The organism is Streptomyces sp. CB03234 (assembly GCF_001905885.1).
GTDB lineage: Bacteria > Actinomycetota > Actinomycetes > Streptomycetales > Streptomycetaceae > Streptomyces.
Genome location: NZ_LIYH01000007.1, coordinates 161,678 through 173,806 on the forward strand (window position 1 = coordinate 161,678; position 12,129 = coordinate 173,806).

The window sequence follows — 12,129 nt, forward strand, 5'->3', positions numbered from 1 at the left end:
GCGTGTGACGAAGCGGCGTGGCTGAGCGGCGTGGCCGGACGGCGCGGCCAAGCGGCGCGGCTAAGCGGTGGGCCACGCCTCGGCGAGCATCCGGCGCGTGTCACCGAGGAGCTGCGGCAGGACCTTGGTGTGGCCGACGACCGGCATGAAATTGGTGTCGCCGCCCCAGCGCGGCACGATGTGCTGGTGCAGGTGGGCGGCGATCCCGGCGCCCGCGGCGCTGCCCTGGTTGAGCCCGATGTTGAAGCCGTGCGCCCCGGACGCGGTCCGCAGCGCGGTCATCGCCTGCTTGGTCAGCAGTGCCAGCTCGGCGGTCTCGGCGTCGTCCAGCTCCGTGTAGTCGGCGACGTGCCGGAACGGGACGATCATGAGGTGCCCGCCGTTGTACGGGTACAGGTTGAGCACGGCGTACACGCTCTCGCCCCGGGCGACGACCAGGCCGTCCTCGTCGGACTTGGCCGGGATGGTGCAGAACGGACAGCCGTCATCGGCACCGGGGCCGGTGGGCTTGTTCTCCCCCTGGATGTACGCCATCCGGTGGGGCGTCCACAGGCGCTGGAACGCGTCAGGCGTCCCGACTCCGATCTGCTGCTCCGGCTCAGTCGTCATGCGGGTCAGCATATTCGCTGGCGGTGACACGGGAAGCGGCGAGGGGCGGCCCCGATACCGGGACCGCCCCTCGCCCGTACGTCACACCTGTACGCGGCGCTCCACCACGTCCACCAGCTTGGCGATGGCGTCCTCACGCGGGATGCCGTTCTCCTGGGAGCCGTCCCGGTAGCGGAAGGAGACCGTGCCGGCGTTCATGTCGTCGTCACCGACGATGATCATGAACGGGACCTTCTGCTTCTGCTGGTTCCTGATCTTCTTCTGCATCCGGTCCGAGGACGCGTCCACGTCCACCCGCAGGCCCTTCTTCTTCGCCTCGGCGGCGAACTCCTGCAGGTACGGGACGTGCGCGTCGCCGATCGGGATGCCGACCGCCTGGACCGGGGCCAGCCAGGGCGGCATGGCGCCCGCGTAGTGCTCCAGCAGCACCGCGAAGAACCGCTCGATCGAACCGAACAGCGCGCGGTGGATCATGACCGGCCGCTGCTTGGTGCCGTCGGGGCCGGTGTACTCCAGGTCGAACCGCTCCGGCAGGTTGAAGTCGAGCTGCACGGTCGACATCTGCCAGGTGCGGCCGATGGCGTCCTTGCACTGGACGGAGATCTTCGGGCCGTAGAAGGCCGCGCCGCCCGGGTCCGGGGTCAGCGGGAGACCCTGCTTCTCGGCGACCTGCTGCAGGACGGCGGTGGCCTCCTCCCACACCTCGTCGGAGCCGACGAACTTCTCCGGGTCCTTGGTGGACAGCTCCAGGTAGAAGTCGGTCAGGCCGTAGTCGCGCAGGAGGTCCAGGACGAAGGTGAGCGTCCGGTCGAGCTCCTCCGCCATCTGCTCCCTGGTGCAGTAGATGTGCGCGTCGTCCTGGGTGAAGCCACGGGCGCGGGTCAGGCCGTGCACGACGCCGGACTTCTCGTACCGGTACACCGTCCCGAACTCGAACAGGCGCAGCGGCAGCTCACGGTAGGACCGGCCCCGCGCGTCGAAGATCAGGTTGTGCATCGGGCAGTTCATGGGCTTGAGGTAGTAGTCCACGCCCTCGTCGAGCTGCATGGGCGGGTACATGCCCTCGGCGTACCAGTCCAGGTGGCCCGACTTCTCGAACAGCTTGCCCTTGGTGGCGTGCGGCGAGTAGACGAACTCGTAGCCCTCCTCCTCGTGCCGCTTGCGCGAGTAGTCCTCCATCGTCCGGCGGATGATGCCGCCCTTGGGGTGGAAGACCGCGAGGCCGGAGCCGATCTCGTCCGGGATGGAGAACAGGTCCAGCTCGTTGCCGAGCTTGCGGTGGTCGCGCTTCTCGGCCTCGGCGAGGAAGTCCAGGTGGGCCTTCAGCTCGTCCTTGGAGGGCCACGCGGTGCCGTAGATGCGCTGGAGCATCGGGTTCTTCTCGCTGCCGCGCCAGTACGCGGCGGCGTTCCGCATCAGCTTGAACGCCGGGATGTTCCGGGTGGTCGGCAGGTGCGGGCCCCGGCAGAGGTCCTTCCAGCACAGCTCGCCGGTCTTGGCGTCGAGGTTGTCGTAGATGGTCAGCTCGCCGCCGCCCACCTCGACGTTCGCGCCGTCGTCGGTGGACGCGGAGCCCTTGATGCCGATGAGCTCCAGCTTGTACGGCTCGTCCGCCAGCTCCTCGCGGGCGGCCTCGTCGCTCACCACCCGGCGGGAGAAGCGCTGGCCGCGCTTCTGGATCTCCTGCATCTTCTTCTCGATGGCCTTGAGGTCATCGGGGGTGAAGGGACGCTCGACGTCGAAGTCGTAGTAGAAGCCGTCCCTGACCGGCGGGCCGATGCCCAGCTTGGCCTCGGGGAACAGCTCCTGCACGGCCTGCGCCATGACGTGCGCGGTGGAGTGGCGCAGGATGTTCAGGCCGTCCTCGGAGGAGATCTCGACCGGCTCGACGGTCTCGCCGTCCTTGATCTCGTAGCTGAGGTCCTTCAGCTCGCCCGCGACGCGGGCGGCGACGATGGTGCGCTCACCGGCGAAGAGGTCGGCGGCCGTAGCGCCCGTCGTCACCACGCGCTCTTCCCGCTCGGAATCGCGTTGGATGATCACACGGACGTCTGACACCGGTCTCTCCTGACTGAAGGGGAAGCGCCGCGTTCACCTCGCGCACGCAATACCGCATGGTACCGACGTGCCGGGCCCGCCCGCGAAACGGTTTCCCCCTCTCCGGGCTTCAGTCGCCCGGCCCGCACGCCTCCCCGAAGAAGCCCAGGTTCTCGTGGAGGGCCTTCATCAGCCGGTCCCGCTCCGCCTCGTCGACCTGCACCGGTACGACCCCGGAGGCGTCCGTCAGCCGCCGGAAGCCGCCCCGGCTCTCCAGCCGCCCCGCCACCCGGATCGGCAGCCCGACCAGGTGCGCGTGGCCGGCCGTGCGGTACCCGTCCTCGTCCAGCGCCACCCGTACGTGCGGCACCTCCGCCCCGGCCAGCACCCGCAGCCGTACCGTGCCCGCCCCGCGCGGCCCCGACCGGCGCATCCGTACCACCGTCCCGGTGATGCGCACCGGCATGGACGGCTCGCCCCGGAGGTAGCGGGCGCCCGCCTCCCGCAGCGCGGGCAGGTCGCCCGGCGAGAACTCCACCGGCTCGGGCCGGGCCGCACACCCCTCCGGTACGCCGGCGGCGGGCGCCCACTCCAGGGCGATCCGGGCCCCTTCGGCGCCGCGTACCAGCGAGATGAGCGCCTCGGTCAGCTCCCGGCTCACGCCCGCCTCGACGGCCGAGTCGAACGCGTCCGGCCTGCCGGTGGCCCGCTGGTAGTCGACGGCCTCGCGGGCGGCGTACAGCGCGTGGTAGAGGCGGGTGGTGACCGCCCGGCCGGGGTCGACGGGGACGAACGCGGTGAGGCCGCGCCCGCCGTGCGCCGCCCCGACCAGGACGCCCTCCAGCGAGGCCTGCGCCTGCCGCCGGTGCCGGGCGCCGTGGTAGCCGGCACGGCCGCGCACCGCGAGGGCGCCGGCCAGGAGGACCTGCCGGGCGGCGGAGCGCAGCCGGTCCTGCACGGTCCACGGGACGGTGCCGGAGGGGCCCTGGGGGACGTCGCGCCACCAGCGGACCTCGTCACTCGGCACGGTCAGGCCGACCAGTACCTCGCGCGCGGAGGGCGCGGCGCAGCGGGAGAGGGCGGTGAGGGCCTCGCCGAGGAGGTCCTCGCAGTCGGGGAAGGCGCGGTTCTCGGGTACGAGGAGGCTGGGCGACCCGGCGCCGGGGCCGGGCGGGGTCCAGCGGCTGTAGCGCCCGGGTGTCCCGCCGCGCCGCCGCCAGCCGTGCCGGTCCAGCAGGGCGCCGAGGACGAGGGGGTCGATCTGGGCGGGGTCGAGGGGGCCGCCCCGCTCCGGGGGCGTGGTCGTGGGATGTGGCCGCATGGGCTCGTCGATCGGCCGGTGCATCAGGGTCTTCCTCCCGCCCCGACCCGGGTCATGATCTCGCAGAGCGCCCGGTCGTCGAATATCCGATTGGTGGGGATGCGCACGGTGGTGCGGCGCCTGCCGGTGACCGGGTGGCCCGCGAGGTTCGTCCAGTAGCAGCAGTGCCGCAGATCGAGACGGTCGTGGCCGGCGCGCAGCCACTCCTCCCGGGTCCTGGGCACGATCATCACGACCAGGATCTTGTGCACCGAGACGGGGGTGCGGGCCAGCTTCACCAGGTGGTCGTTGTCGAGCACGAAGGAGAACGCGGGTCCGGCCGGGCGCGGTGGGATCTGGTACGTGCACTTGAGCTGCACCTTGATGGTCACTTCGTCGTCCACGGTGTGCCCGGGGGCGCTGTGGCTGACGTGCCAGTCGATGCCGTTGTCGGGAAAGGGCTGTGACAGCGAGCATCCGGCCGCGGCGGCGACCGCGTGCAGGTAACCCACTTGGAGCGTCTCCATGCAGGCGGTGGTGGCGAGTGCGCCCCGCAGCGGTGCGGTCTGCTGGGGCAGCAGCCCCCCGTGTTCGGGCTGCGCGAGCGCCATGGCTCTTCGTGCCTTCCGGCTGGCTGTCGAGTGGGATCGCGTGGTCGACGGAGCGTCAGTTCGTACGCTCCTCACCTGTGTTGTCACCGCGTTGCGTACGGCGCAAACAGCCCGGGTATCACCGAATCGGGCAGGGGGACCACGCCATCTGCCAGCCATGTGCGAGGAGTTCGGGGATGACGCTCTGGTACGAAGGGCCCCTGGCCGCTTTTGACACGGAAACGACCGGAGTCGACGTCGAGGTGGACCGGATCGTCTCGGCCGCCGTCGTCGTCCAGGACGCGCCGGGCGGGCGGATCCGGGCCTCCCGCTGGCTGGTGAATCCGGGGGTACCGGTGCCGCCGGCCGCCACCGAGGTGCACGGCCTGACGGACGATCACCTCCAGCGCAACGGCCGTTGGCCGTCGCCCGTGATGGAGGAGATAGCGCGGGCGCTCGCCGAGCAGTCGGCGGCGGGCCGGCCCCTGGTGGTGATGAACGCGCCGTTCGACCTGACCCTCCTCGACCGGGAACTGCGCCGCCACCGCGCCTCCTCGCTGTCCCGGTACATGCAGAACGTCTCGTTGTGCGTGCTGGATCCGCGGGTGCTGGACAAGCATCTGGACCGGTACCGCAAGGGCCGCCGTACGCTGACGGATCTGTGCTCCCAGTACGGGGTGGAACTGCAGGGCGCGCATGACGCGGCGGCGGACGCGACGGCGGCGCTGGAGGTCGTCCGGGCGGTGGGGCGCCGGTTCGCGGCCCGCCTGGAGCGGCTGTCGCCGGCGGAGTTGCACACCTTGCAGGCGGTGTGGCACGCCGCGCAGGCGCGGGGCCTTCAGGCCTGGTTCGCGCGCAACGGTTCGGAGGAGGCGGTGGATCCGGCGTGGCCGCTGCGGCCGGAGGTGCCGGCGGCAGCCGCGTGACGAAGGTTCCCGCGTACAAGCCCGGCCTATAAGCCCGGCGTACCGGCCCGGCGTACAGGCCCGGCGCACAAAAAGGCCGACCCGTCGTCGACGGATCGGCCTTTCCCGGTGGGCGATACTGGGTTCGAACCAGTGACCTCTTCGGTGTGAACGAAGCGCTCTCCCACTGAGCTAATCGCCCGGGAACGCACTGAACCATACAGGTCCGGACCCGTTTCGTTCAAACCGTTTGCACGTGCGCTGTCAGCCCCCGGCGCCCCGCTCGCATCATCAGCGCGTGGTTGGCGAGGAAGAGCGGCCGGCCGGGGAGGGCGAGACGCCGCATCAGGGGGCGTTGGACGTCGACCTCCTGTTCGTAGAGGGCGCGGGTGCGGCCGCCGGCGGGCGAGGTGAGGGTCCAGCGGGCCCACCCTTCGAGGTCGCCCGCGAGCGCGGTCTCCAGGACCCGCGCGACGGGGTCGCGGCGCCGTTCGGTGAGGGTGACGACGATGTCGTACGGGAGGAAGGAGCGGAAGCGGGCGGTGCCGCTGCGCTCGTCGAGCCGGGTCACCTCGCGCACCTGCGGCCACCAGCGGGGGTAGTCGTCCGGCCGCTCCAGGACCGTGTAGACGGTGTCCGGCGGGGCGGGCAGATCCCAGACGCTGCGAAAGCGGTAGTGGCACCAGTTCATGGTCGTCAGTCTGCGCCGCCGGCGCGTACTCATGCCTCATCTGAGTACGTACGCTCATGCCGGGCGTTGTGGCCGGGGCCACACTCCGCTCATGAACAATGTGCCGTCACCGGCCGAGGAGCTGGTGATTCTGGACCGCGAGCTGGCTCGACTCGACGCCCGCCGCTCGCAGTTGCTCGCCCGCAGGGCGTGGCTGCTGAGCGTCCTGTACGCGCCGGGCGCCGCTTCCGCCCCCGCCCGTCCCGCGTCGCCCGCGTCGACGTCGGCCGTGGAGAGCACGCCGCGCAGTGCGCAGAACGTGCTGCTGACCCTGGGCGGTGTGCTGTTGGCGGTCGCCGCGATCGCCTTCACGCTGGTCAGCTGGGGCAGCATGGGCATCGGGGGCCGGGCGGCGGTACTGACCGTGGTGACGGCCGGGGCGCTGACGGCGCCGGTCGTGCTGCTGCGCCGCCGGCTGGTGTCGACGGCGGAGGCGGTGGCGGCGCTGGGCCTGTTGCTGATGGTGCTGGACGCGTACGCCGTGCACCGCGTGGCGTTGCCGAGGGCGGATTCGCTGGGGTACGCGGCGGGCGCGTCGGCGGTGCTGGCGGCGCTGTGGGCGGCGTACGGCGCGAGTGTCGGCGGGCTGCGGGTTCCGCTGCCGGTGGCGGTGGTGGCCGGGCAACTGCCGTTGCCGTTGTGGGCGCTGGCGTCGGACGCGGGCGCGCTGACCGTGTGCTGGGCCCTGCTGGCGACGGCCGGTCTCGACGTGGTGGTGGCGCTGTGGGCGCGCCTGGGGGCCGGGGTGCGGGTGGTGGCGTGTGTGTGCGCGTGCGTGACCGGCGGTTGGGCGGTGCTGGTCGCGGCCTGGTTCTCGGTGGTGGCCGACGGGGCCGAACCGGCCGTGCTGCTGCTGGTCGCGACGGGGCTCGCGCTGTACGGGGCGTGGCGTGCGCCGGCCGCGGCGGAGGCGTGGGCGGTGGTGGCCGGGCTGATGGCGGTCGCCGGTGGGGGCGCCCTGGTGCGGGAGGCGGTGCCGGAGACGTGGGCGGTGCCGGGCTACCTGCTGGTCGCGGTGGCGGTGTGCGCGGTGGCGGTACGCGGCGGGGTGCCGCGCCGGGTGGGCCGGGGCCTGGCGGGCGCGTCGGCGGGTGTGCAGGTGCTGGCGCTGGCGTGGGCGGTGCCGCAAGCGGCGGCCGTGCTGGCGGGCGTCCGGCCGGGTGTTCCGTGGGCGGTGGTGGCGGTGCCGGCGACGGTCGCCGGGGTTCTGGTGACCCTGCGGTCCGTGCCGGCGCGCTGCGGGGCGCTGGCCCTGGCCTGGGTGGCGGTGATGCCCCTGCCGGAGGCGCTGTCGCTGCCGTACGCGGCCGTGCTGGGCACCCAGCTGGTGTTGACGGGCGGGTTCCTGGCCCTGGCGGTGCGCCCGGCGCCGCTCGCGGTCGGCCTGTCGCCGCGGGTGCCGGCCGCGGGCGGCCACGGGTGGGACGCCCTGCTCCGGCCGGGCGCCGCCCCTTCCGCGCCCGGGGGCGCCGGTGACCGCGTGGGGCGTGACGCCCGGGAGGTCCTCGGGGACGCCGCCCTGGGCGGGGCGCTGCTGGGCGCGGTGGTCGTCGCCTTCGGCGCGTGGGGCACGGAGGCGGCGGCGGTCACCGTCCTCGGGGCGCTCACCGGGCTCTTCGCGGGCGCCGCGTTCCTCGCCAGGGGTACGCGGCGGACGGTCGCGGCCTGTGCCGCCACGGTGGCGCTGACCGGGTTCGTGGGCGCCGTCGCCGCCGCGGTGGAGCTGCCGGCGCACCTGACCGGCGTGGCGCTGCTGGCCGTGCCGGTGGTGACGGCGGCGCTCGGCGCGTGGCTGCGGCGCCACCCGGTCGCGGCGCCGGTCGAGCTGACGGGCGCGGCGGCCGGCGCCCTGGCGGTCGGGTTCGCCTCCGCACGCCCGGCGGTGCTGGCGCTGGTGCTGGCCCTGTGCGGTGTGGTCGCGGCGGCCACGGCGGTGCGCCCGGAGCGGCGCCCCGCGGCCGGGTACGCGGCCACGGCGCTGTTCGTGGCGGCGACCTGGGTGCGGCTGGCCGCCTCGGGGGTGTCCGCCCCGGAGGCGTACACGCTCCCGGTGACGGTGCCCGCGCTCGTCGTGGGCGTGCTGCGCAGGCGCCGCGACCCGGCGGCGTCGTCGTGGACGGCGTACGGTCCGGGGCTGGCCGCGACGCTGGTGCCGAGCCTGGCCGCGGCGTGGGGCGACCCGGACTGGCCCCGGCCGCTGCTGCTGGGGGTGGCCGCGCTCGCCGCGACCCTGGTGGGCGCCCGGCGGCGGTTGCAGGCGCCGCTGCTGCTGGGGGGCACGGTCCTTGCCCTGGTCGCGCTGCACGAGCTGGCGCCCTACGTGGTCCAGGCCGTGGGCGCGCTGCCCCGCTGGCTGCCGCCCGCGCTGGCCGGTCTGCTGCTGCTCGGGGTGGGCGCGACGTACGAGCAGCGGCTGCGTGACGCCCGGCGGCTGCGCGAGACGGTGGGCAGGATGCGCTGACGTACGCCGAAGGCCCCGGAGACGAGGAGTCTCCGGGGCCTTCGGTCCGGGTGGTGGGCGATACTGGGTTCGAACCAGTGACCTCTTCGGTGTGAACGAAGCGCTCTCCCACTGAGCTAATCGCCCGGGCGCACCGCAAACATTACCGCATGTCAGCAGGTGCCCCCGACCACGCGGGAGGTCGCCGTCAGATGCTCCAGGGCATGGCGAAGCCGTACTTCCAGAGGTACACACCGATCAGCGCCGCCATGATCACCAGACCGACCGTGGTCAGGATGAGGTTGCGACGGCGCACCTTGGGGTCGAGTGCTCGGTGCGCGGCCTCGGTGACTTTCCGCTTCGTCCAGCGCAGCACCAGCTGCGCCCAGACGAATTCGGTCGCCCAGATCGCCATGCCACCGAAGATCACGACCCAGCCCGGTCCCGGCAGGACCAGCATGGCGGCGCCGGCGGCCACCACCGCCAGGCCGACGACGAACACGCCGACCTGCCAGCTGATGTGCAGCGTCCTTCGCGCCTTGATGAACTCGGGCGCCCGCGAACCCAGTGGCGGTTCGACGGTCACCTCTTCCGTCACGTCCCCCGTGGCGGGTGCTGTGGTCACCGTTGGGGCGACCTTCCCCCGCTCGTCACTCTCCGCGTTCATAAGGCCCAACCTACCCGACGCGGGCCGGACACCGGAATGGCCGTATAACGTCCGGTTGCACACCGCCATACGAGGTACCTCAAGGGCCACAAAACAGACAGAGGGGTTTACAACGGCACCGTAGGTGGCATGTCGATTTCGCCGACGTGCGAATCCCCGAGCGCACACTGAGCGAAAGGCCCTGGCGCTTATGAACACCACGGTCAGCTGCGAGCTGCACCTGCGCCTCGTTGTATCGAGCGAGTCCTCACTGCCTGTACCGGCGGGCCTGCGGTATGACACGGCCGATCCCTATGCCGTGCACGCCACCTTCCACACCGGAGCCGAGGAGACGGTCGAGTGGGTGTTCGCCCGCGACCTCCTCGCCGAAGGGCTCCACCGCCCCACAGGCACCGGCGACGTCAGAGTCTGGCCGTCCCGCAGCCACGGCCAGGGCGTCGTCTGCATCGCGCTGAGCTCCCCGGAGGGCGAAGCCCTGCTCGAGGCCCCCGCGCGCGCCCTGGAGTCGTTCCTGAAGCGGACCGACGCCGCGGTGCCGCCCGGCACCGAGCATCGTCATTTCGATCTCGACACGGAGCTCTCGCACATCCTGGCCGAAAGCTGAGGCCAGGCCGAGAGCCGCACGGCGCCGTCCGACTCGGGGCGACGGCGCCGCGCGGAGAGCTCGTACGGCCGTGAGCGGCCGGATACGGCGACACCGGCGCCGTCACCGCGCGCACCAGCGCGGTGACGGCGCCGGTGCGTTTCCGGCCGCCCGGCGCCCCGCTCCCCCGGCGCCCGCCCCGGCGCCCCGCGCACGGGGCCGCTAGAGTCGGCCCACATCCGGCGGGCGCCCGCCCGCGGCAGGCCAGGGAGCGAATCGTGCTGATCCCCCACGACACCCGGATCGCGCTCGACACCGTCGTCGATCTGATGAACACCGCGCCCGACGGCGGACGGCGCGACGGGCTCAGGGACGTGGCGGCGCTGTACGCCTTCGTACGGAGCCACGACATCAGCGGTGTCGGTGAGCTCGGGGAGCAGGACCTGCGGGCCGTACGCGACGTACGAAAACGATTCGCCGAGGTGTTCTCGGCGCCCGACGCGCGTACCGCCGCCGAGCTGATCAACCAGCTGGTGGCCGCGGCGGGCACCACACCGCAGCTCACCGACCACGACGGCTACGACTGGCACGTGCACTATTTCGCGCCGGGCGCGTCGGTCGCCGACCACCTGGCCGCGGACTGCGGCATGGCGCTGGCGTTCATCGTGGTGGCCGGCGAGCAGGAACGGCTGCGCCGCTGCGAGGCGCCGGACTGCGGGCGGGCCTTCGTCGACCTGTCGCGCAACCGCTCGCGCCGCTACTGCGACAGCCGTACCTGCGGTAACCGGCTCCATGTGGCGGCGTACCGGGCGCGCCGCAAGGAGGCGGCGGCCGGCTGAGCGGGGCGCCTCAGCGCACGCTCACAGCACGAACAGATCGTGCACGGCGGCCATCAGCAGCAGGCAGCCGATCACCGCCAGGAAGATCATCAGTGGTGGCTGGGAGAGCGCGAACAGGCATCCGCGGCGCTCCTCGACGGTTTCGTCGGTGGCGGGGGACGATCCCCGCGAGGTTTCGAGCATCTCGGTGCCGATCATGGCGCAGCGGAGCACCCCGTGAACGGCGAACGCGGATGATCGGCAGGGTAGTTCACCCCATCCCGTGGCCCACGCCCCGGGAGACGGCTCAGATGCCGTGCCTCTTCAGGATGGCCTCGATGTCGCTGAAGTCGTCGGCGGGCTTGCCCTTGGGGCGGTCGCCGGCGCCGAGCGAGGGCGCGGAAGCGGTGGGCTCGGCCGCCCGAGGCCCCTGACGCCGCTCACTCGGCTCGTCGCGGGTGCCGCGGGTGCCGCCACTCCGGCGCCGTTCGACGGCCCGGGTCGTCATGAACAGCAGCCAGGCAAGGCCGAGGACGCCGAAACCGGCCCACGCCACCGGGCTGAACGCGGTCTCGGCCAGCCACTCCACGGCACCGGTCATCACCAGCCCGACCGGCACCAGCGCGTACGCGGCGATCCGGGCGGCGGCCAGGAACCTCTTGCGGTACGCGGTGATCGCAGCGATGCCCAGCCCTGCCGCGGACACGGCGGAGCAAATCGTCTCGGCAAGCATCCGGTCCTCCAGGCGTGCGGCAGGGCGATACGTCCCTTCCATCCTGCACCGCGCGGCCACGCGGCTGCCATGGCGCCGACCGATCTCGGGGAGATCTCCGGGACCCCCTCCTCCCCAGGTCCCGGTTGGGACACCGGCCGTCCTGCTGAAAGACTGCCCCCATGAGCGACTCCACCACCGACAGCACCGCCACACCCGTCGTTCTCGACGTCTGGTGCGAGCTCCAGTGCCCCGACTGCCACGCCGCCCTGGACGACCTGCGCGCCCTGCGCGCCCGGTACGGGGACCGGCTGGAGGTACGGCTGCGGCACTTCCCGCTGGAGAAGCACAAGCACGCCTACGCCGCCGCACAAGCCGCCGAGGAGGCCATCGCGCAGGGGCAGGGCTGGCCGTACGCGGAGGCGGTGCTGGCCAGGACCGAGGAGCTGGCGGCCGAGGGGGAACCGCTGCTGATCGACACGGCGCGCGAACTGGGCCTGGACGCCGAGGAGTTCGACACGGCGCTCATCGACGGCCGGCACCTGCTGATCGTGGACGCCGACCAGGCGGAGGGCAAGGCGATCGGCGTCACCGGCACCCCGACGTACGTGATCGGCGGCGAGCGCCTGGACGGCGGCAAGAGCCAGGCGGGGCTGCGCGAGCGCATCGAGGAGATCGCCGACCGCCTCCTGGCCGAGCCGGGCGGTCAGCTCTGAAGCGCTGAGGCGCTGAGGCGCG

Annotated in this window: 13 protein-coding genes and 2 tRNA genes; 5 read left to right on the plus strand and 10 right to left on the minus strand. The window is 72.8% G+C overall.

From position 1 onward, the window contains the following. Nucleotides 1–60: 60 nt before the first annotated feature. The 4 genes from AMK26_RS29265 to AMK26_RS29280 form a co-directional block, all read right to left on the minus strand. Nucleotides 61–621, minus strand: a complete 561-nt coding sequence (locus tag AMK26_RS29265) for an HIT family protein (RefSeq protein WP_073758134.1) — start codon at nt 619–621, stop codon at nt 61–63. Between the two features lie 69 nt (nt 622–690). Next, a complete protein-coding gene (thrS, locus tag AMK26_RS29270; protein ID WP_073758136.1) occupies nt 691–2,667 on the minus strand; it encodes a threonine--tRNA ligase in 1,977 nt (658 codons plus the stop codon). Nucleotides 2,668–2,776: 109 nt separating this feature from the next. Continuing rightward, entirely contained in the window at nt 2,777–3,991 is a 1,215-nt protein-coding gene (locus AMK26_RS29275; protein ID WP_073758138.1) for a hypothetical protein, read from the minus strand. After that, on the minus strand, nt 3,991–4,557 hold the full coding sequence (locus AMK26_RS29280) for a DUF4365 domain-containing protein (protein WP_073758140.1): 567 nt from the start codon (nt 4,555–4,557) through the stop codon (nt 3,991–3,993). Before AMK26_RS29280 ends, AMK26_RS29275 begins: the two co-directional genes overlap by 1 nt. Nucleotides 4,558–4,733: 176 nt before the next feature. On the opposite strand from AMK26_RS29280, the gene AMK26_RS29285 reads away from it, so the two are divergent. Beyond that, nucleotides 4,734–5,462, plus strand: a complete 729-nt coding sequence (locus AMK26_RS29285) for a 3'-5' exonuclease (RefSeq protein ID WP_073758142.1) — start codon at nt 4,734–4,736, stop codon at nt 5,460–5,462. A 109-nt stretch (nt 5,463–5,571) separates the two neighbouring features. Here the strand turns inward: AMK26_RS29285 and AMK26_RS29290 are convergent. Then, nucleotides 5,572–5,643 (minus strand) — tRNA-Val (locus tag AMK26_RS29290). Between the two features lie 39 nt (nt 5,644–5,682). Further along, nucleotides 5,683–6,132: an SRPBCC family protein gene (locus AMK26_RS29295; protein ID WP_073758144.1), complete on the minus strand. Its 450-nt coding sequence runs from the start codon at nt 6,130–6,132 to the stop codon at nt 5,683–5,685. 91 nt (nt 6,133–6,223) lie between these two features. Between AMK26_RS29295 and AMK26_RS29300 the strand changes: the two genes are divergently transcribed. After that, nucleotides 6,224–8,632 carry an SCO7613 C-terminal domain-containing membrane protein gene (locus AMK26_RS29300; protein ID WP_073758146.1) on the plus strand — a complete coding sequence of 803 codons (2,409 nt, stop codon included), beginning with the start codon at nt 6,224–6,226 and terminating at the stop codon, nt 8,630–8,632. A 51-nt stretch (nt 8,633–8,683) separates the two neighbouring features. Here the strand turns inward: AMK26_RS29300 and AMK26_RS29305 are convergent. After that, nucleotides 8,684–8,758 (minus strand) — tRNA-Val (locus tag AMK26_RS29305). 61 nt (nt 8,759–8,819) lie between these two features. Then, entirely contained in the window at nt 8,820–9,278 is a 459-nt protein-coding gene (locus AMK26_RS29310; RefSeq protein WP_073758148.1) for a TIGR02611 family protein, read from the minus strand. Between the two features lie 190 nt (nt 9,279–9,468). Between AMK26_RS29310 and AMK26_RS29315 the strand changes: the two genes are divergently transcribed. Next, on the plus strand, nt 9,469–9,882 hold the full coding sequence (locus AMK26_RS29315) for an SsgA family sporulation/cell division regulator (protein WP_003959770.1): 414 nt from the start codon (nt 9,469–9,471) through the stop codon (nt 9,880–9,882). Between the two features lie 257 nt (nt 9,883–10,139). Beyond that, complete coding sequence (locus tag AMK26_RS29320) at nt 10,140–10,700, plus strand: CGNR zinc finger domain-containing protein (protein WP_073758150.1); 561 nt, start codon at nt 10,140–10,142, stop codon at nt 10,698–10,700. Between the two features lie 21 nt (nt 10,701–10,721). Here AMK26_RS29320 and AMK26_RS37110 read toward each other — a convergent pair whose 3' ends face one another. Together AMK26_RS37110 and AMK26_RS29325 are read right to left on the minus strand one after the other, a co-directional pair. Beyond that, complete coding sequence (locus AMK26_RS37110) at nt 10,722–10,898, minus strand: hypothetical protein (RefSeq protein ID WP_158071155.1); 177 nt, start codon at nt 10,896–10,898, stop codon at nt 10,722–10,724. Nucleotides 10,899–10,986: 88 nt separating this feature from the next. Then, entirely contained in the window at nt 10,987–11,412 is a 426-nt protein-coding gene (locus tag AMK26_RS29325; protein WP_073758152.1) for a hypothetical protein, read from the minus strand. A gap of 161 nt (nt 11,413–11,573) precedes the next feature. Here AMK26_RS29325 and AMK26_RS29330 point away from each other — a divergent pair, with 161 nt between their 5' ends. Continuing rightward, nucleotides 11,574–12,107, plus strand: a complete 534-nt coding sequence (locus tag AMK26_RS29330) for a DsbA family protein (RefSeq protein WP_073758154.1) — start codon at nt 11,574–11,576, stop codon at nt 12,105–12,107. Nucleotides 12,108–12,129: the final 22 nt, after the last annotated feature.

What these genes read in the sequence shown, in the direction of transcription:
- AMK26_RS29265 (WP_073758134.1), bottom strand. Translation starts at nt 621, where the DNA reads ATGCTGACCCGCATGACGACTGAGCCGGAGCAGCAGATCGGAGTCGGG.
- AMK26_RS29275 (WP_073758138.1), bottom strand. Translation starts at nt 3,991, where the DNA reads ATGCACCGGCCGATCGACGAGCCCATGCGGCCACATCCCACGACCACG.
- AMK26_RS29280 (WP_073758140.1), bottom strand. Translation starts at nt 4,557, where the DNA reads ATGGCGCTCGCGCAGCCCGAACACGGGGGGCTGCTGCCCCAGCAGACC.
- AMK26_RS29285 (WP_073758142.1), top strand. Translation starts at nt 4,734, where the DNA reads ATGACGCTCTGGTACGAAGGGCCCCTGGCCGCTTTTGACACGGAAACG.
- AMK26_RS29295 (WP_073758144.1), bottom strand. Translation starts at nt 6,132, where the DNA reads ATGAACTGGTGCCACTACCGCTTTCGCAGCGTCTGGGATCTGCCCGCC.
- AMK26_RS29300 (WP_073758146.1), top strand. Translation starts at nt 6,224, where the DNA reads ATGAACAATGTGCCGTCACCGGCCGAGGAGCTGGTGATTCTGGACCGC.
- AMK26_RS29310 (WP_073758148.1), bottom strand. Translation starts at nt 9,278, where the DNA reads ATGAACGCGGAGAGTGACGAGCGGGGGAAGGTCGCCCCAACGGTGACC.
- AMK26_RS29315 (WP_003959770.1), top strand. Translation starts at nt 9,469, where the DNA reads ATGAACACCACGGTCAGCTGCGAGCTGCACCTGCGCCTCGTTGTATCG.
- AMK26_RS37110 (WP_158071155.1), bottom strand. Translation starts at nt 10,898, where the DNA reads ATGATCGGCACCGAGATGCTCGAAACCTCGCGGGGATCGTCCCCCGCC.
- AMK26_RS29325 (WP_073758152.1), bottom strand. Translation starts at nt 11,412, where the DNA reads ATGCTTGCCGAGACGATTTGCTCCGCCGTGTCCGCGGCAGGGCTGGGC.
- AMK26_RS29330 (WP_073758154.1), top strand. Translation starts at nt 11,574, where the DNA reads ATGAGCGACTCCACCACCGACAGCACCGCCACACCCGTCGTTCTCGAC.